Annotated in this window: 15 protein-coding genes; 13 read left to right on the top strand and 2 right to left on the bottom strand. The window is 41.5% G+C overall.

Going from position 1 to position 19928, the window contains the following annotated elements; all coding sequences use genetic code 11:
- Window positions 1-396: 396 nt before the first annotated feature.
- The 13 genes from BCM40_RS12905 to BCM40_RS12840 all read left to right on the top strand — a co-directional run bounded on the left by BCM40_RS12905 (window position 397) and on the right by BCM40_RS12840 (window position 15421).
- Window positions 397-1320 (top strand): S66 peptidase family protein, encoded by a 924-nt coding sequence (locus BCM40_RS12905; protein ID WP_065525544.1) that lies wholly within the window; start codon window positions 397-399, stop codon window positions 1318-1320.
- A gap of 15 nt (window positions 1321-1335) precedes the next feature.
- Window positions 1336-2277, top strand: coding sequence for a C40 family peptidase (locus BCM40_RS12900; RefSeq protein ID WP_337590157.1), 942 nt, complete (start codon window positions 1336-1338; stop codon window positions 2275-2277).
- Window positions 2278-2377: 100 nt separating this feature from the next.
- Window positions 2378-2605, top strand: a complete 228-nt coding sequence (locus tag BCM40_RS12895; protein WP_065525546.1) for a DUF2187 family protein — start codon at window positions 2378-2380, stop codon at window positions 2603-2605.
- Window positions 2606-3266: 661 nt separating this feature from the next.
- A complete protein-coding gene (locus tag BCM40_RS12890) occupies window positions 3267-3959 on the top strand; it encodes a hypothetical protein (RefSeq protein ID WP_065525547.1) in 693 nt (230 codons plus the stop codon).
- Complete coding sequence (locus tag BCM40_RS12885) at window positions 3952-5250, top strand: HlyD family secretion protein (RefSeq protein WP_065525548.1); 1299 nt, start codon at window positions 3952-3954, stop codon at window positions 5248-5250. Before BCM40_RS12890 ends, BCM40_RS12885 begins: the two co-directional genes overlap by 8 nt.
- Window positions 5251-5381: 131 nt before the next feature.
- Window positions 5382-5648 carry a YhdT family protein gene (locus tag BCM40_RS12880; protein WP_065525549.1) on the top strand — a complete coding sequence of 89 codons (267 nt, stop codon included), beginning with the start codon at window positions 5382-5384 and terminating at the stop codon, window positions 5646-5648.
- Window positions 5648-7102: a sodium/pantothenate symporter gene (gene panF, locus BCM40_RS12875; RefSeq protein WP_065525550.1), complete on the top strand. Its 1455-nt coding sequence runs from the start codon at window positions 5648-5650 to the stop codon at window positions 7100-7102. The genes BCM40_RS12880 and panF overlap by 1 nt, the downstream gene beginning before the upstream one ends.
- Before the next feature lie 38 nt (window positions 7103-7140).
- Window positions 7141-8055: a DMT family transporter gene (locus BCM40_RS12870; RefSeq protein ID WP_065525551.1), complete on the top strand. Its 915-nt coding sequence runs from the start codon at window positions 7141-7143 to the stop codon at window positions 8053-8055.
- 98 nt (window positions 8056-8153) lie between these two features.
- The gene (locus BCM40_RS12865; protein WP_065525552.1) at window positions 8154-9767 is read left to right on the top strand and encodes a M20/M25/M40 family metallo-hydrolase; all 1614 of its coding nucleotides are present in this window, start codon (window positions 8154-8156) and stop codon (window positions 9765-9767) included.
- A 559-nt stretch (window positions 9768-10326) separates the two neighbouring features.
- Window positions 10327-11283, top strand: a complete 957-nt coding sequence (locus BCM40_RS12855; RefSeq protein WP_065525554.1) for a nuclease-related domain-containing protein — start codon at window positions 10327-10329, stop codon at window positions 11281-11283.
- 135 nt (window positions 11284-11418) lie between these two features.
- Window positions 11419-12510: an amidohydrolase gene (locus BCM40_RS12850; RefSeq protein WP_065525555.1), complete on the top strand. Its 1092-nt coding sequence runs from the start codon at window positions 11419-11421 to the stop codon at window positions 12508-12510.
- A gap of 184 nt (window positions 12511-12694) precedes the next feature.
- Complete coding sequence (locus BCM40_RS12845) at window positions 12695-14113, top strand: alanine/glycine:cation symporter family protein (RefSeq protein WP_065525556.1); 1419 nt, start codon at window positions 12695-12697, stop codon at window positions 14111-14113.
- Window positions 14114-14404: 291 nt separating this feature from the next.
- On the top strand, window positions 14405-15421 hold the full coding sequence (locus BCM40_RS12840; RefSeq protein ID WP_065525557.1) for a C40 family peptidase: 1017 nt from the start codon (window positions 14405-14407) through the stop codon (window positions 15419-15421).
- A gap of 1020 nt (window positions 15422-16441) precedes the next feature.
- On the opposite strand, the gene BCM40_RS12835 is transcribed toward BCM40_RS12840, so the two are convergent.
- Both BCM40_RS12835 and BCM40_RS12830 read right to left on the bottom strand, forming a co-directional pair.
- Window positions 16442-18091: a S8 family peptidase gene (locus BCM40_RS12835; protein WP_065525558.1), complete on the bottom strand. Its 1650-nt coding sequence runs from the start codon at window positions 18089-18091 to the stop codon at window positions 16442-16444.
- A gap of 75 nt (window positions 18092-18166) precedes the next feature.
- Entirely contained in the window at window positions 18167-19561 is a 1395-nt protein-coding gene (locus BCM40_RS12830; protein ID WP_065525559.1) for an N-acetylmuramoyl-L-alanine amidase, read from the bottom strand.
- Window positions 19562-19928 lie beyond the last annotated feature (367 nt).

Genomic DNA, 19928 nt, shown 5'->3' with positions numbered 1-19928 from the left:
CTGCGTGATTCATAGGTCACCCCTCACATCAAAGTGTAAAAATTGATAAACAGCATAACTGCTGTAGAGCCAGCGACTCCGATTGCAAGATCTCCCCAACCTAGTTCTAGTACTTTATCGAAATTCATCATCTTCATCCGCTCCTTTTAATAAAAAATTTTTTTGGAAGATCTTACGGTAAGTTAAGCTGGTTGCTAACTTGTTTTTAGTATAAATGATTGATTTATAATAAACATCGTACAAAATAACTAAAAATTCTAAAAAATGAAATAAAAAAGCACTCTCTTTATCCTTTTGAAAACTAAAGACAGCGGTTCGATTGAACTCTGAAGGCGGTATTGGTACATTGAGTCATAGTAATGAAAAAAGACGAAAATCAGTAAAGGAGTAGATGGTGTGAGAACTTTGCCAAAACGATTAAAAAAAGGGGATACGGTGGGGATTATTTCACCTTCCAGTCCACCAAATCAAGAAAACTTAAAAAAAGCATTGCCGTTTTTAGAAGAGCTCGGCTTAAACGTAAAGCTTGGTAAATCCGTTGCCGAAGTAAATGGCTATTTGGCTGGGACAGATGAAGAACGTTTGGCTGATTTGCATGCTATGTTTGAAGACCAAGAAGTGGCTGGCATTTTTTGTGCAGGCGGCGGCTACGGAGCAGCACGCTACGCAGACCAAATCGATTACGCCATGATCAAAGAAAATCCAAAAGTGTTTTGGGGCTATTCGGATATTACCTTTTTACATACAGCCATCGGCGAATACGCAAATTTGGTGACGTTCCATGGATCGATGTTGGCGTCAGACGTAGGAAAACCGGAATTTCACGAACGCAGCAGACGCATGTTTGGCCAATTATTTGGACCATTTGAATTGCATTACACAGAAGAAGTATCGCCACTTGAAACAATGGTGGGGGGAGTTGCTCAAGGGGAGTTGGTCGGAGGCAATCTGTCGTTGATTCGCAGTGCAATTGGCACGAAGTTTGATTTGGGTGTAAAAGGAAAAATTTTATTGATTGAAGATGTGGATGAAGAACCGGCTGAAGTGGACGAAATTCTCAACCACTTGCGCATGGCACGAAAGTTTGATGAAGCTGCAGGTATTATTATTGGTGATTTCAAAAATGCTGAGCCTAAAAAGCGCAAGCCATCATTGACATTAGAGCAAGTATTCGACCATTATTTTAGCGATTTGAACATCCCAGTCGTAAAAGGCTTTAAAATCGGCCATTGTGAACCGCATTTTTCAGTGCCATTGGGTGCGCTTGCTAGACTAGATGCGGATGCTAAAACCTTAACCATTCTTCCAGGCGTCGAATAACAAAACCGAAACGGAGTGAATCGTTTGTTACAGACAGAATCCACGGCATGGGTATGCAGTGTTCCCGTTGCAACCGTTTGGACCGCCCCAGAAAAAGTGCGTCCCGTCGATGCAGCAGGAATTGCGGAGTATCCGAATTTGAATCACTGGCTCCAAAGTATGAATCAGGAAGACAATCAAGACTTGGTTAATAGCAACCGAATCCAAACGCAACTTCTATACGGCGAACCTGTATTGATCGAGGAAGTAGTGGAGGACTGGGCAAAAATCATCGCCCTATGGCAACCGTGTCAAAAAGACGAACGCGGCTATCCGGGGTGGGTGCCTATCACTCAATTAAAAGAAGTCGAAACCTTAACCGAACTTGGCTATGCTCGTGTAACGCAAAACAAAGCCCAGCTTTGGACAGAAAATTTCAAGCCATTAAAAGTCGTATCATTTAATACAATGCTGCCAGTGAAAGAGATTGGTGAATTTATTCGATTGCAAACACCAGATGGGGATGCATTAGTGATGACGGATGCTGTGGAAATCGTTAGCGCTTATAATCAACGTCCAAAAGGAAGCGGAGTAGATATCGCTACTCACGGGGTGAGATTTTTAGATTTGCCTTATTTATGGGCGGGAATGTCGAGTTACGGTTTTGATTGTTCCGGGCTTACGTATAATTTAATGAAAGCAAATGGTGTAATTATTTCGCGTGATGCGGTGGACCAAGTGTTAGAAGGAAACGGGATTGATTCACAAAATGCTGAGAATTGGCAGATCGGGGATTTATTATTTTTTGCTCACGATGAAGGCAAAGGGAAAATCCATCACGTTGGGGTGTATTATGGCAATGGGCTCATGCTTCATTCGCCAAAACCTGGAAAGTCAGTCGAAATCATCGAACTCGCAGGAACAAAGCATGAAGTCGAGTTATATGCGGTTCGTCGATTTACAGAAATCGAAGACTGAAATGAAATCGCGGCGAACCCGCCTTTCTTTAAAGGTGAAATAGAAGCCAATTTGTGCTATAATAGACAGATAGCGTTTTAAAAAGAGAGGCGTGGTATTAATGGCTTTCCAACCCCATGAAAAAGAAGTATCAGAATTTGTAGCAGCGCGCTACATAGGCGAATGGATTTCATTCACTCGTAACGGCGTCGATGTTAACGGCACCATCTTTAAAATTATGGACAACTCGGTGATTGTTGAAATTTCACCAGAAGACGCAAAAGAAATTGGTGCGGCATCCAACATGACCGTAATTTCACATAAGAAATACCGCATTATCGAATCATAATTCGATGATGAAAAGACTACTCCTCGTGAGTAGTCTTTTTTGTTTGGATTTTTTAGGGGATGTTGCTGTTACGGAGTGGAAAATTTATGTGAGCTTGTTTGGATTGGTGGGTGATTCAGGTAAAAAGCTGAAAAGTTCGGGTAAAGACGTGAAAAGTTCATGTAAAGAGCTCAAAAGTTCAGGTAACAGCAAGAAAAGTTGCTGTAAGAGCCTGGATTCATGTAAAGAAGTGAAAAGTTTAGGTAAGAGTGAAAAAAGTTAAGGTAAAGAACTGAAAAGTTCGGGTAACAGGAGGAAAAGTTGCTGTAAGAGCTTGGATTCAGGTAAAGAAGTGAAAAGTTCAGGTAAAGAGCTGAAAAGTTCATGTAAGAGCAGGAAAAGTTGCTGTAAAAGCTTGGATTCATGTAAAAGAGTTAAAAATTCATGTAAGAGCCAGAAAAATTCATGTAACAACATGAAAAATCCATGTAAAAGCCAAAAAAGTTCAACTAAAACAAAAATTCATCATCCTCATCACAACACCTCAACCAGGCTGCTATGCCTTTTGACTCAAACGATTGAAATATTGAAGAATGTGCCAGCTAATGCGTTCCAAAGATGACACTTTTTTGGTAAAGTATAGTGAAGCAGAACGTCAATTGCCTTGAAAGGAACTAAACGCATGATATCAGACTTCAAATTCTGGCACTTTTTCCCGAGACAAGGACAACTTATACATAATATAAAAACGACAGAAATGCGTGATGTGAACAAGCGCATTGCCTGGATCTTTGCGATTGGCCTATTGGTATTCGCAATGAGCGAAATCTGGGGGATGAACACTGATTCATTGACGCCAATTTTAGCAGCAGGAATGTGGGATGCCTACACGTTAGCTCGCTGGACCTCACTTGTAGGAACACTCCTGTGGGCAGGTTTTTATTTGGCTTTCCACCTGTATGGAGCGGCTTTTTTGTTCAATAAATTTGTCAAAATAGCTTGGCGTGCCGCACTCATTATGCAACTATACGTGGTGGCGTTGCTAATTATTGAAAAAGGATTGCTTTTTTTATTGTTTGCGTTGACCGGCTATACGATGTCCGTCTCACTTTTCTCGTTTGGTCCAATCGCGGCTACTTTTTTAGAACATGATTTTTTGATTTATTTCTTTAATCAATTGACGCTTTTCACGTCACTCATCATTGCGGTGCAATACCGATTTATCCGCAGTTTTACAACGATTAACCCGAAACTGATTTTATTTGGCTTGATCATGCTCCACATGTTGGCGGCGTTATTTGTCGCATCGTTTAGTTTGATTCCGACGGATGATATGCTGAGCGGTTTTATGGATGGAGGGAGTCTCTTTGAATAGATTTTATTTTGTTGGGTTATCTGTCGCGGTGGTAGCTTTTTTAACGGCTAACGGACTGTTAATGTTTGGCGAAAAAAGCATTTTGCCAAAAAGTGTTTATGTTAGCGAATATGAACAAGCTTATACCGGTACATACACCATCGACTTGTTTAAAGAAGCATTAACGGCACCACAAGAAACGGTAGAAATTTATGTTCAGGACCATGAAGCACTTCAGCAATGGACGGTTCAAGAAGGCGACAGTGTAACGGCTGGATCAGAGCTCGCTGTATTAAATGAAGCAGAAACGGCTGATCAGCGATCCGTATGGGAAACGCAGAAAACGGCGCTTGAAGGTCAGCGCAACGAAGTCCAAAGTTCGTTGACGTCTCTTCAACAAGCGAAAGCCGCTCAAGGTGGAGTGGTCTCACGTGATGCTTCTAATAATTCGCAAATAACAAATGAAGATGAGGACGTCATTGATTTTGATGTAAATGTTTCAGTTGGTGTCGCAGTGCCACAAGATGGCTCATACGATGCCGGTATCGCTCAAGCGGAACAAGAACTCGCTTCGATCGAAACGCAATTAGCGGTGTTAGAAGCACAGCTATCGCAAAGTCTTTCAAATCCATCCCTTATCAGTCCGGTAGACGGCGTGGTATCCAAAATCAACCGAGAAACCGAACCACTGAGCATTGAAATTTATTCGAATGAAAAAATATTCCTTAGCTATGTACTTGAAGACGAATGGCCGTTAGTGCAAGCGTCAGATCCAGTCAACATTCAAGGAGAAGGCATAGAGGGCATTGCCAAAGGGACAGTTCAAAGTGTTTCAGAAATGCCTGCTGAAGAGTCAAAGTGGCTAGAAGCTTATCATCAATTAGAGCCTCATGAACAAAACAATCCACTGGCGTATTATGAAATACGAATTGCTGTGAATTTGCCAATTGAAAGCAAATTTCCTTTTGGCAGCAACGTCAACACGGCCATTACATTAGAAACAGCTGAAGATGCAGTTGCTCTTCGGACACCATGGCTGTTCGATTATGACGGAGAAGTTGGAAAAACGCATACCTTGAACATCGACGGTCGACCAAAAACGGTACCAGTCACGGCGGAGTTTGAAAAAGGTGCGAAAGCAGTACTGGCAGAAGGTCCTGAAGCTGGCACCATCGTGATTCACGAAGAGAAGCTTGAACATTTTGTTGCGCCGCCAAAAGTCTTTATGCCTTTCCCGACTCGCCAACCTGATTTTGAAGTAGCCAAAAACACATATTGGCGTGCGTATGTTGAATATTTACTGGCACGCTAATCAAACCCTCAACCCGAAAGCCGCTGCTTTCGGGTTTTTAGCTGATTTAAGTGCGAGACAACTGGGTTAATTTGGACTGGGCAATAGTGTACGATAGATGAAACAAAAGAAAATGGACGGGAGTGGATGGCATGGAAGAAACGGATTGGCGTTTTAAAATAGCTCACCGCGAAGCGTTGATTGGCGTAGGATTAGCCTTATTTAATTTTATTTGGTGGTTTGGTTTTGCTTACGGTTTAGGCTCGCGCCCCGTTGAAGAATATAGTTATATTTTTGGTTTGCCGGATTGGTTTTTTTATAGCTGTATTGTTGGATTTTTACTGATCTGCGTGTTGGTGATCGTCATCGTAAAATTCTTTTTCACGGCAGTCCCATTTGATGAAGAGGAGGAGCTTTGATGAATTACGCAGTATTGGTCCCGATGCTTGCCTTTTTAGTAATTATCTTTTTTATTGGCTATTGGTCTAGCCGGAAATTATCAGCGTCTTCTAACTTTATTAGTGATTATTTTCTAGGCGGCCGAGAACTTGGCGGCTTTGTTCTCGCGATGACAATGGTTGCGACATACGGCAGTGCCTCAAGTTTTCTTGGTGGTCCCGGCACAGCTTATACGATGGGCTTTGGCTGGGTACTGCTCGCCATGGCGCAAGTTGTAACCGGTTATTTCGTTTTGATGATTCTCGGGAAAAAATACGCCATTATGGCACGTCGCTACAAAGCAGTAACGATGATCGATTTTTTAAAAGCGCGTTACAATAGCACAATTGTGGTATTGTTATCGGCTTTTAGCATTATCGTTTTCTTGTTTTCTGCTATGGCAGCTCAATGGATTGGCGGCGCACGACTTGTTGAATCATTAACCGGCTTGTCGTATAACTCGGCTTTGTTTTTGTTTGCTATTAGCGTGTTGGTGTATGTCACGATCGGTGGGTTCCGAGCCGTTGCCTTGACCGATGCTGTGCAAGGGGCGGTAATGCTCGTCGGAACCCTTGTCCTATTGATCGCGGTTATTATCGCGGGTGGCGGGATTCCGAATATCGTCAACGATTTGATCAATGAAAACCCGAACTTGGTTACGCCATACGGCGCAGATGGCAATTTGACGGCCGCTTACGTATCGTCATTTTGGATACTCGTGGGAGTCGGTGTTGTCGGCTTGCCACAAATTGCGGTGCGCGCCATGTCTTATAAAAACTCGCGTTCGATGCACCGGGCATTAATTATCGGCACAATTGTTACGGGGTTTATTATGCTCAACATGCATTTGATCGGTGTTTTTGCCCGTCCGGTTATGCCAGGAATCGAAATTGGAGACAAAGTCATTCCGCTTATTGCGCTAGAAACGTTGCCGCCGTGGGTTGCAGGAATCGTGCTCGCGGCTCCAATGGCTGCGATTATGTCGACCGTCGATTCGCTGTTGTTACTTGTCAGTTCGTCGATTGTTAAAGACGTTTACTTGAATTACATAAAACCTGATGCCACGATGAAAACCATTAAACAGATTTCGTTTGGTGTAACAGGCATACTTGGAATTATTGTTTTCTTACTTGCTTTAAATCCACCAGAGCTGCTCATTTTCTTGAATTTATTCGCATTTGGCGGGTTAGAAGCCGCGTTTATTTGGCCGATTGTTCTTGGTTTGTATTGGAAATGGGGCAATAAATACGGAGCGATGGCTTCTATGGCGACGGGAATTTTCAGCTATATCGTCATTCATTTTTACAACATCGAAAACGGCAATTTGTTCGGTGTACATACGGTAACGGTGCCAGTATTGTTGTCACTTGCAGCTTTTATCACGTTTAGTTTGTTGATCGACAGAAAAGCGTATCGATACAATACAATAAAATAAAGACTTCTCTCTGGAGGGTCGAAAAGAGGTCTTGGCGATTGAATAAATGGAAAATCTACGGCATCTTAACGGCTGTCATGATTGTGTGGGGCTTTAATTTATCGGCCGTCAAATACATGTTGGGCTATGTCGAGCCTGTCACATTAACGGCTTTTCGTATATTGTTAGCGGGATTATCGGTAATGGCCATACTCGCGAGCTTTAAAATGTTCCGCTGGCCAGCTAAAAGCGAATGGAAATTTATTTTTCTCGGCTCGTTACTAAATGTAGTAGCACACCATTATTTCTTATCAAATGGTTTATCAATTACGACAGGTTCGAATGCGGGGTTAATTTTAGGAACGGGTCCGATGTTAACGGCGGTGCTCGTGTCGCTCATTATGCGCAATTATCCGTCTAAGTTGCAATGGTTCGGCGTTGTGGTGGGCTTTGCAGGAGTCGCTGCGACAGTAATGGTTGGAAGTGGGGCGACAACAGGGTTAAACGTGGGAGATATTTTTGTGTTTATCTCCATATTGGCGCAAGTATTGAGCTATATTGTCATTGCCAATGCAGCGCGTACACTCGATCCGCGCATCTTAACAGGGTATATGTTTATAACAGGCTCTCTCGTATTGTTCATCATTTCACTCCTACAAGAACCAGGAGAAATCAAAGCGTTCGCTGCGGCACCTATTTCGTTTTGGGTTGCGTTTGTGTTTTCCGCGATGCTTGGAACAGCAGTTGGTCATATGCTTTACAATTACTCAATTGGCCAAGCAGGACCAACAAAAGCGGCAATCTTTATGAACTTAAATACCTTGTTTTCATTAGTCGGCGCCAGCGTGTTGTTAAATGAAAAAATCACGTTAGGGCATATATATGGATTGGTGCTTATTGTCATTGGTGTGCTATTTGGATCAGGTGCAGCTGAAGATTTATTGAAAAAACGCAAGAAACGGCTCGCACCTTGAGCCGTTTTTTTGCAGCCCTCTTTTTATTTGTGATACAAGTATCTATAATGGAGAGTAGATAGATAAATAGCTTTAAGCAACTAGAGGAGTGAAGAGCCGTGGCTACGTTATGGGGAACGCCAGAAAAACTGCAACAATTACTATGTGAACTTGTCAGCTGGAAAAGTATGACTTTAACAGATGGAGAAGTGGAATTTGCTTACAAGCTAAAAGATAAATTAATGGAGCTTCCATATTTTCAGGAAAATCCTGACTATATTAGTGCAGGAGAAGTCAATTGGGAACGCCAAAGCATTACCGCTCTTTACAAGCACCCAGAAGCAGTCGATACCATCGTTTTACTTAGTCATTTCGATACTGTTCATACTGGCGAATATGGCGACTTGGAACCTTTAGCTTGTAGCCCGGTAGAATTAGGCGAAGCCTTTAAACTTATTCGCGACGAATTAGATGTCGACACATTAAAAGATCTTGATTCTGGAGAATACTTATTCGGCCGCGGCACGATGGACATGAAAGCTGGACTTGCGCTTCACATGGCATTGATCGAAAAAGCTGCTATTGAAAATTGGCCGATCAATTTACTGCTCCTTACAGTTCCAGATGAAGAAGTAAACTCAGCAGGCATGCGCTATGGTGTTTCGAGATTGCTCGACCTTGAGCGTAAGCACGGCTTAGAATATATTCTCTTTTTAAACGGTGAACCTGTTTTTGGAATGAAACCTGGAGATACGTCCCATTATTTATATACGGGATCTATTGGAAAAATTATGCCCTCCGCTTTATTTTATGGAAAAGAAACCCATGTTGGAGAACCTTTATCAGGTATTACCTCAAGTTATATTTCAACATACTTAACACATCGCATGGAATGGAACACCAGCTTTAAAGAAGTGGTCTACGGCGAAACAACACCTCTACCGGTAACGTTAACGCAACGGGATATGAAATTAGAATACTCAGCGCAGACTCCTTATCGCACGTCAGCGATGTACAACGTCTTCACAATGGAACGCAACGCAGGAGAAGTATTCGATATTTTCGAGAACATCGCCATCGAAGCAGCTGCCCATTGCGAACGCGATTACCACGCCATGTGTGAACGTGAAAACATCGAACCTGTCGGCGGCATTAACGTCATGCGCTACGAAAAACTAATCGAATACGCGCGCAATAAATTCGGCCACGACTACATCACAGACTTGTTACACGAAACATTAATGATGCCCGACTTAGACATACGTGAAAAATCTATGCACGTTACAGATATTTTGCTCATTAACTGCCAAGAACTAACGCCGGCAATGGTGCTGATGTTCGCACCACCGTATTACCCGTCCGTTAATTCATCTGAAAACGAATTGGTCAAACGCTGCGTCGAACAAGTCACAACAAACGCCAAAGAAAAATTCGACCTCGAAGTCAAACAAGGTCATTTCTTCAACGGCATCTCAGACTTGAGCTACGTCAGCTACAACGACCAAAGCGACGGCTGGGTCGCGTACGAAAACAACACACCCGTTTACGGCGATTCGTACAGCATCCCATTCCAAGCAATGAAAGAGCTAAAAGCACCCGTCTTAAACGTCGGTCCTTACGGCAAAGATGCACACAAACGCACAGAACGTCTACACATCAAAAACACATTCGAAGAAATGCCGGTCCTGTTAGAAGACATGATCCTCTCAATACCCGTAAAAAGTCGCCACTAAGGCGGCTTTTTTTTTTTGAGGATTGTTGTGTGGAAGGAGCGATTCGTGTAAAGAAGTGAAAAGTTCGTGTAAGAGTGGAAAAAGTTCAGGTAAAGAGCTCGAAAGTTCGGGTAAGGGGAGGAAGAGTTGCTGTAAAAAGTGCGATTCGTGTAAAGAAGTGAAAAGTTCAGGTAAGAGTGGAAAAAGTTCAGGTAAAGAGCTCGAAAGTTCGGGTAAGGGGAGGAAGAGTTCGTGTAAAAGCATGGATTCATGTAAAGAAGCGAAAAGTTCAGGTAAGAGTGAAAAAAGTTCATGTAAAGAGCTCAAAAGTTCGGGTAAGGAGAGGAAAAGTTCATGTAAAAGCGTGGATTCATGTAAAGAAGTGAAAAGTTCATGTAAGAGTGAAAAAAGTTCAGGTAAAGAGCTCGAAAGTTCGGGTAATAGAAACTTCATATAGAAATACCCACACACCCCCTCCAAATCTCATATTTGCCCCATATAGCCTCTTCAAAAATCATATTTGGATATAAATGGTAAAAATCCGAAAACCCTGCTAAACTAATAAAAAAGGAGGGAGTTTATGATTATCAAATACCGAGAAAAGCCAATAAAAATTGCAGGCTACGAAGCGTTATTAAAAAGAATTTCACCAACTCACCCAAAACGTGCCGCCATCAAAAACAGTCTCAATAATGCAAGAGCAGGTTTTGCTGGGGAAGAGCGTTTGGACGAAGCGCTCGATTTTTTTGATCCACCTTATGCCTATCAACTTATCCAAGATTTTTCATTGCCGGCACCATACAAAATTCAAGTCGATACCGTTTTGATTACGCAAAGCTGCGTGATTTTACTTGAAGTCAAAAACATTACGGGGAAACTGCAATTCAAACAAAACCCGAGCGCACTCTATTCGATTTTGGCCGATGGCGAAATAAAGAGCTACAAAAGTCCCGTCACGCAAATGAATGAAACAGCGATCCGAATGGGCAAGTTTTTAAAAACTCTTGGCTGTAATTTGCCGATTTCTAGCCTAATTGTCATTGCCCATCCTTCACAAATTGTCCAAGACGCACCGTCAAACGCGCGCATTTTAGCAGTAGGCGAACTAAACTTTTATCTGTCGAACTTACACATGCCAAAGCCAATTCTTTCTACGGATGAACTTTACCAGCTGGGCCACGCATTTCTCGCGGCTCATCAAAACTATCAACCCTTTCCGCTCGCTCCAAAATTTCAAATTGAACCATCCGAAATCGAAGGGGGCGTTTTTTGTCCACGTTGCCATTTCGGAAAAATGACGACAACCAAAGTCGCTTGGGAATGCGAAATGTGCCGACTTATTAGTAAGGATGCTCACATCCATACACTGTACGAATGGTTTATGCTAATAAAACCCACCATCAATACAGCTGAGTGCCGTGATTTTATCGGACTTAAAAACTTAGACACGGCCAAACGATTTCTGCTCAACAACAATTGCCAGCCAGTTGGAGGAAGAAAGTATCGCAAATACATGCAGCAATCATTTCACAAATAAAACCAACTGCTTAGACAATCAGGAAATTAGCTCTTGAAAGTGCAACCACTCAAACTCACCCCATTTTATTCTGCACACCACTCCTGTACAATCAAACTATTAAAGGATAATCATTAAACCAAAGGAGACCAGCCTATGAACATCGAACAGCAAATACTTGAGTATTTTACCCATTTTCATACACATCCAGAAGTGAGCTGGAAAGAAGTTGAAACCACAAAAAAACTTGCGGCCATTATGACGGAACTAGGTGTAAAACATCATACGTTTGCAGATGTGACCGGGTTGATTGCTGAGATTGGTCAAGGATCGGACGTAGTTGCGGTGCGTGCGGATATTGATGCCCTGTGGCAAGAAGTTGATGGCAAGCTACAAGCCAACCATTCCTGTGGACACGATGCCAATATGTCGATGGTACTTGGTGCGTTGCTGTATTTGAAAGATGAAACACTAACGAAACGTGTGCGTTTTATTTTCCAACCAGCAGAAGAGGTGGGGAATGGATCGCTTTCGATGATTGAGCGTGGGGCAATTGACGACGTGTCGCATTTATACGGCGTCCATTTGCGTCCCATTGAAGAATTACCGTTTGGGCAAGTAACGCCAGCCTTGCATCACGGCTCGGGAATTTTCTTAAGAGGAAAAATTACGGGAGTCGATGCGCACGGAGCACGTCCGCATCAAGGCAAAAATGCTATTGATGTCATTGCGGCCATCCATCAATTCGTCAAGTCGATTTACTTTTCTCCGTTTGAATCGTATTCGGCAAAGCTAACACACATTCAAACAGGTGGTGATAGCTTGAACATCATTCCGGGAAGTGCCAACTTTGCGATGGATGTCCGTTCACAGTCAAACGACTTGATGAAAGAACTTCAGCAAAGAATTGGGGAAGGATTAGCAAGTATTGCAAAACTACATAGTGTCGAAATCACATTCGAATGGACCGATTACACACCTGCTGCTGAAGTGTCGGAAACCGCGATGCAAATTGCGGACGCCGCAATTCGAGAAACACTAGGAGACGCTGCAACAGCTGCGCCGGTTCATACGACAGGTGCTGACGATTTTCATTTTTATACGATCAAAAAACCTGCATTGCACGCGGCAATGATTGGCATCGGAGCAGACTTGACACCAGGACTTCATCATCCATATATGAACTTTAACCACAAAGCGCTTGATATCGGTGCCCGTGTGTTAGCCAATACGTTAAAAGCTACTTAACTAAAAATATCTTAAAACACTAAAAATTCTAAAGGTATAAAAACACATGATAAAATAACAGAGCCGACATCCGAGACCCTCTTTTACAAGAGGGTCTCATTTTTATAGGAATTGGAAAAGAACGTTTTTCCCCCTTTAAAAAAGGGTATTGATTACGAGTTAATTGAAAGGGAGAGAAAGAAAAATGGATGCTATTTTAAATGGAATCACATGGTTCGTTGATAACGCCAATACGTTGCTTTGGACATACATATTAATTGCACTTCTTATGGGCCTTGGCCTTTACTTTACGGTTCGCACTAAATTCGTTCAAGTTCGTTTGTTTGGTGAGATGTTCCGTGTAATCATGGAGAAAAAAGATGGGGATAGCGGGATCTCAGCATTCCAAGCTTTCACAATTTCTACTGCTTCACGCGTAGGAACAGGCAATATCACAGGTGTTGCTTTAGCCATTGCCATTGGTGGACCGGGAGCGGTTTTTTGGATGTGGATGGTCGCGATTATCGGGATGGCTACCGCTTTTGTTGAAAGTACATTAGCTCAAGTTTACAAAATCCGCGACGGCGAACAATTCCGTGGTGGTCCTGCTTATTACATGGAAAAAGCACTCGGCAACCGCAAACTCGGAATTGTCTTTGCTATTTTGTTAACACTGGCATTTGGTTTTATCTTTAACTCGGTTCAATCAAACACGATTGCTCAATCATTTGAGGACGTCTTTAATATTCCAGATTGGACAATTGGATTAGGGCTTGTATTATTAACGGCAATCGTTATTTTCGGTGGCGTTAAACGAATTGCTAGAGTAACGCAAGTAGTCGTGCCGGTTATGGCCACAATTTACATCATCGTAGCGATTTACATCATCATCATGAATATTACGGAAATTCCAGCCGTGTTCACACTTATTGTGAAAAGTGCTTTCGGTTTAGAAGAAGCAATCGGTGGAGGTATTGGTGCTGCCATTATGCAAGGTGTTCGTCGAGGATTGTTCTCAAACGAAGCGGGTATGGGTTCTGTACCGAATGCTGCAGCATCTGCTAACGTATCGCATCCTGCAAAACAAGGCCTTGTGCAAAGTTTAGGCGTATTCTTTGACACAATTGTGATTTGTTCGGCAACTGCTTTTATTATCATTTTGGCAGGTCTGTATACGACGAGTGAACAAATTGGAATTTTGCTGACGCAAGATTCGTTGAATGTTCACCTGGGCAGCTGGGCACCGTACTTTTTAGCAATTGCTATTTTGTTCTTTGCCTTTAGTTCGATCATCGGTAACTATTATTACGGTGAAACGAACATCGAATTTATTAACGCTCATAGTGCTTGGTTAACGGCTTACCGTTTTGGCGTACTAGCCATGGTTATGTTTGGTGCACTTGCTCAAGTTCAATTGGTTTGGAATATGGCCGATCTGTTTATGGGCTTTATGGCTGTTCTTAACTTAGTCGTTATTGCGTTACTCGGGAAAACAGCCTTTAAAGTACTGGAAGATTACACAAGCCAGCGCAAAGCTGGGAAAAACCCAGAGTTCTTTGCGAAAAACATCCCCGGTTTGAAAAACACGGAATGTTGGGGTGAAGGCGAAACCCGCCACAAATAATCCCATCAGAAGACCTTTTTGCGCACGCGCAAAAGGGTCTTTTTTTTGGTGTAATACGTGTAATTTTTCATAAAAAAAGTTAGGTGGGAACATCGCAGCTTGGAAAATTTTTAAGTACTGTATCCCCTTTTTTTCCTAAAATTAAACATAAAAATATGCTTTGTTACACATTTGTAACATAAATGTAACCTCGATTTCGAGTTTTCACTGTTACAATCAAAAATATATTAAATAAGTAATTAACGGTTGATGCCTGATCACCATCCCGAAATTCAACTAAAGAGGTGCCAAGTGAAGAAACGTCTAATACTCATGATAATTGCTATTTTATTAATATCAGTTAGCCCATTCAACACGACACAGGCCAGTGCAGCTACACCAAACGAATTAACTACATACGCTAAGAAATTTTTAGGAACACCATACAAATTTGGAGGAACAACTCCTTCAGGATTTGATTGTTCTGGATACTTACGATATGTTTTTAACGAATTTGATATTTCGATTCCACGTACTTCTGTTGAGCAGTACAACAATGGAACAGCAGTTAGCAAAAGCAATTTAAAAGAAGGCGATATGGTTTTCTTTTCAAATACGTACAAGCCTGGAATTTCACACGCTGGAATTTACATAGGTAACGGCGATTTCATTTCTGCAACTAGCGGCGGGATAACAATCGCGAACTTAAACACAAACCCATATTGGGGACCAAAATACACAGGCGCTCGTCGACTTAGTGAAGTTAAAAACGAAACAACTACTGTCTCGAAACCAGCTCTTTCAGTTGGACAATATTACGATGTATCTTCAAAATATTGGGCAGCTACAGAAATTAAAGACTTAAGCGTAGCAGGAATCATCACCGGTAAAGGTGATGGCACTTTCAAGCCAAATGATAATGTATCAAGAGCAGAAGCAGCGACAATCATTGCGCGTGCATTAAAACTAGCTCCGGTTAAAAGCTCTGCGTTCAAAGACGTACCCGCATCACACTGGGCAGCTGGCAACATTAACGCTGTCATGAAAGCTGGAATCGTTAACGGACGTTCACCAGGTTACTTTGCACCAAATGAAAACATCACGCGTGCAGAAATCAGCAAATTGCTAACTAAAGCATTTGCCTTATCAGCATCAACACCATCAACATCGTTTACAGATATTAAAGGTCACTGGGCTGAAAACTCAATCAACACAATTGCTGCACACAGTTTAGCGACTGGCCACAGCGACGGTTCATTTAAGCCGAATGCAAATGCCAAACGTGCAGAATATACAGCATTTGTCCATAGAGCTATTACAAACAAATAAATGTCATCCAAAACTGCAAGTCTCCTCGAGCTAATCGAGCAGACTTGCAGTTTTTTTATGGGGAAAAATGTGTGAAATATTGTAAATATATAATATTTTTAGGTAGTTATTGTTAGGGTGTAGTTAAAACGCTCATGAACGTGTCTAGGAGAGACGAAGTGTTGTTTTATTGGTCACGTTATTGTGAAAGGGTAGAAGGCTGTGAAGGAGTTTAGAAGAGTGGGGTTTGAGAGGCGGGTGGAGCGGGGCGAGCGTGTGAAAATTTCAGGTAAGGAGATCAAAATGGGTGAATTCATGTAAGAGATTGAAAAGTTCATGTAAAGAGATAAAAAGTTCATGTAAGAGAGCGAAAAGTTCATGTAAAGAAATCAAAATCGGGTGAATTCATATAAGAACGCGAAAAGTTAAGGTAAAAGCATCAAAAGTTCATGTAAGAGAACAAAAAGTTCATGTAAAGAAGCAAAAAGTTCGTGTAAGAAACTCATGAGCTTGTGGATTCATGTAAGAGCATCAAAAGTTCATGTAAAGAGATAAAAAGTTCAGGTAAAGAAGCGAAAAGTTCATGTAAAGAGGTCAAAATAGAGTGGATTCACATAAGAGCATCAAAAGTTAATGTAAGAGATTGAAAAGTTCGTGTAAAGAGATAAAAAGTTCATGTAAAGAAGCGAACAATTCATGTAAAGAAATCAAAATCGGGTGAATTCATATAAGAACGCGAAAAGTTAAGGTAAGAGCACCAAAAGTTCATATAAAGAAGTAAAAAGTTCGTGTAAGAAACTCGTGAGCTTGTGGATTCATGTAAAGAGATTAAAAGTTCATGTAAGAGAGTGAAAAGTTCATGTAAGAACCAAAAATTCATGTAAAAAACCGGAAACTTCACGTAAGAAGAACGTAAGCTTGTAAATCCACATAAAAAATGCACGTGAATGCGGAGCAAACACCCACCCTCACACCTCAGCACATTCACCACGCCTACCCCACAAAAAAACCCAACCGGCATAACCGGTTGGGCCTACATCACTATTTCAACACATTGTTAATGATTTCAGCGCTTTCTGCACGGGTGATTGGGTTTTTCGGACGGAATGTGTTGTCCGAGTAACCTTTCACAACTTTCGTTGAATAAGCGGCTTGAATCGCATCGTAATAATACATAGTTTTTGGAACATCTTTAAAGGCAGCTTGTTGAGTACCGGCAAGTTTAAACGCAGATTGCATAATCATTGCCATGTCGCCACGTTTAATAGGATCGTTTGGTCGGAATTCGCTGGCGTTAACTCCTTTAATATAGCCTAACTCATATGCGCTATTGATATAGCCAGCTGCAAAAGAGTCTTTTGGTACGTCACTAAAATGGTGATTGGTATTGGTTTTATTCAACTTTAATGCACGGCCAATCATCGTAATGGCTTCGGCACGTGTAATAGTTGCATCAGGACGGTATGTGCCGTCAGTGAGTCCAGTAATAATGCCGCGTTCAAAGTTCTTTTGAATCGGTAACGTGTACCATACGTCATTTTTTAAATCTGGGAACAATGCTGCTTTGGTCTGGAGTGATTGTACTAGGCCATTGCCGTACGTATTGTCACGACCTTTGACGCCGAGATCGACTGCTGCTCGTTTCACCGTTTCGCGTAATTGTTTATTCGAGAGATGCGGATAAGCTTCCATATATTGCGCGAACGTACCGGCAACAAAAGGAGAAGCGACAGAGGTTCCTTCAGAAACCGCGTAATCTTCGTTAGAAGTTGTTTTAGAGTCTGTAAAACTGCTTAAAATGCCTTCGCCAGGTGCCACGAGTTCTTGTGAAGCACCGTAATTTGAGAAGTAAGACAGTTTGTTGAGCTTGGATACAGATCCAACAGCGATAACAGAAGAAAAGCGTGCTGGGTAAAGAACGTCTTTATACAATCCTTTTTCTCGTTCGTTTCCAGAAGCGGCAATGACCACAATGCCAGCGTCATATGCTTTTTGGGTAATATCTCGTAAAGCTTGGTCTTCGTTTATTGTCGTCAAACTCATATTGATAATGTCGACTTTTTGGTCAATGGCCCATTGAATACCGGCCACAACACCCTCTAAAGTGCCAACACCATTAGCTGACAAAACTTTAACGGAGTATATCAATGAATCCGGTGCAACACCAACTGTACCGATGGAATTGTTTTGTGCGCCAATTACGCCAGCAACATGAGTGCCGTGTCCGTTTCCGTCTGTAAACGCACTTGAATTTTCAACTTTGGAAACGCCACCTGCGACTTTCAAGTCTGGATGCTTGGAATTAATACCTGAATCGATGATGGCGATTTTTACGCCTTTGCCTGTGTAGCCAAGACTAGTTGCGGTATTCGCTTTAACTGCCCGGTAACCCCAAGTAGTTGTTTGACCAGCTGCGGTAACAATTGAATTTTCTTCTACGTATTCAATAGAAGAATCGTTGCTTGCGGTTTGAACCAATTGCTCGGTTGGCAAGGTAACGGATACGGCTGAAATAGCATCAAATTCCTCGTGAATTTCTGCGCCCATTTCTTCGAGCAAGTCATAGTCAATGTCTTCTTTAAATGAAATAATCACGCGATCTGAAGCGTCATTGGCTTCAGCGGAGGCATTGCTACTGGCCCATCCACTGATAAGTAGCACAGAGAGTGCCAAAATTGATAATTTTTTCAATAGAATCCCTCCTGAAAGATTACACTTTCATGTAGTATACAACAAAAAAACGGACTTAAAAGTCCGTTTTTAAAATTAATTTTTTGCTTTCCAGTTGTAATAATCTTCGATTCCTGCAGCAATCGCTGTAGCAGCACGATCTTTGTACGTGCTAGAACCTAATTTCGAAGCATCATAAGTGTTCGTAATAAATCCTAATTCTACTAACGCAGCTGGAAGTGGATTCGTGCGAAGCACTTGGAAACCGTAGTTTTTAACGCCGCGATTCGGATGGTCCATTGCTTTGTAAAGTCTGTTTTGAACAAACGTTGCTAATTCCTTGCTATCGCTTCCTACTGAAGCAGAATAGTACGTTTCAGAACCGCTTGCGCCGTGCGCTCCAGCTGAATTCGTGTGAATACTAAGGAATGTATCTGATCCACTAGCCACACCTTTATCAACACGAGCACCCAATGAATGGAATACATCCGTTGTTCTTGTCATATAAACTTTAATGCCTTTTGCTTTTAATTTTGCTTCGACACGTTTTGCAACGTCAAGGTTAATATCTTTTTCTAATAACCCGTTTGCTGTAGCACCACCGTCGTGACCACCGTGGCCAGGATCAAGTGTGATATAACGACTGCTAGCAGTAGCTGGTACAGCTTCTGCTAAATAATCAGAGTGAACATAGCCTGTGTAGCTGCCGCTTTTCCCATATGCCCATTCACCTTTATAACCATAAACTGCGAATGCGTCACCTGAGTTTAGTTTGCCAAGCGCGTAGTAACCTGTGCTTGGGCCAGTACGAATGTTTAAGCTGTTTACTGTGACACGTAAATTATCAATTGTGACGTTTTTATAAGTTACTCGGTAGCTTGAGTTTAATGCGCGAGCTAAGAAAATAGCAAACTCTTCACGGATTAGTTTGTTGCTCGGTGAGTACGTTCCAGTACCAGTACCGTTTGAAATACCAGCAGTAGCTAGTTTACTAACTGCAGTGTAGAGACTAGTTGAGCTTGTATCTACTTGAATGTCTGTAAAGAAAACGTTGCCCGTATTTGAATATTTAAAAGCACGACTTAGTAAGTAAGCCATTTCTCCACGAGTCATTGTATCTTGAGGACGGAAAGTACCATTAGAATTTCCTGTAATAATGCCTTTTTCGTAAGCTGATTGAATATAACCTGAACTATAACGTTTTGGATCAACATCAGGGAACGATGTTTTACGCAATGTGCCGTTTAGGCCTAATGCTCGACCAATCAATGTAGCAGCCTGTTCGCGCGTGACTGACTGAGATGGTCCAAACGAATTTTTATCAACACCATTTATCAAACCTTTGTTCCATAAATACAAAATCTCTTCATCTGATGATGAAACATCCTTAAATGGATTACTTGCAGCAGAAACCGGTTGTACACCAAAACTTGAAATCACAAAAACAGCAGCAACAAGAAACAGGGCAATTTTCGAGAATACTTTTTTCATAAAATTGTCATTTCCTCCTATTAATTTCTATCTGATAGTGATAATAGCAGATATTTATTCAAATTAATGGGTTTTTTTAATAAATAAGAATAAAGTATGGTTTAAAAAGATTATTTTTGTTCGGTATGTTTCGACCCAGTACTTTATAACTATTAAAGTAGTATCTAAATCTCATGAATCAAATAATCAAACAAAATAAATTAAAAATAATACAAAAATGTCTTTACTAATACACCAGCATTAATGGTACACTCAAAATTGTCTAGTAATTATTTAACCATGTAAAAATGGTAAATATAGATAATAAGAAGGGTAGTGAAACCTTCGGGAATGGTTTATCTTGTTAATACGTTTATGAGATTTTAAA

The organism is Planococcus donghaensis, from assembly GCF_001687665.2.
GTDB classification, from domain to species: Bacteria; Bacillota; Bacilli; order Bacillales_A; family Planococcaceae; genus Planococcus; species Planococcus donghaensis.
Note: the sequence above shows the minus strand (reverse complement) of the source record. Positions and strands in the feature narration are given on the sequence as shown.

Excerpts from the sequence above, each read along its gene's own strand:
- BCM40_RS12845 (WP_065525556.1), top strand. The coding sequence starts at position 12,695 with ATGGATGCTATTTTAAATGGAATCACATGGTTCGTTGATAACGCCAAT.
- BCM40_RS12850 (WP_065525555.1), top strand. The coding sequence starts at position 11,419 with ATGAACATCGAACAGCAAATACTTGAGTATTTTACCCATTTTCATACA.
- BCM40_RS12890 (WP_065525547.1), top strand. The coding sequence starts at position 3,267 with ATGATATCAGACTTCAAATTCTGGCACTTTTTCCCGAGACAAGGACAA.
- BCM40_RS12880 (WP_065525549.1), top strand. The coding sequence starts at position 5,382 with ATGGAAGAAACGGATTGGCGTTTTAAAATAGCTCACCGCGAAGCGTTG.
- BCM40_RS12855 (WP_065525554.1), top strand. The coding sequence starts at position 10,327 with ATGATTATCAAATACCGAGAAAAGCCAATAAAAATTGCAGGCTACGAA.
- BCM40_RS12895 (WP_065525546.1), top strand. The coding sequence starts at position 2,378 with ATGGCTTTCCAACCCCATGAAAAAGAAGTATCAGAATTTGTAGCAGCG.
- BCM40_RS12830 (WP_065525559.1), bottom strand. The coding sequence starts at position 19,561 with ATGAAAAAAGTATTCTCGAAAATTGCCCTGTTTCTTGTTGCTGCTGTT.
- panF (WP_065525550.1), top strand. The coding sequence starts at position 5,648 with ATGAATTACGCAGTATTGGTCCCGATGCTTGCCTTTTTAGTAATTATC.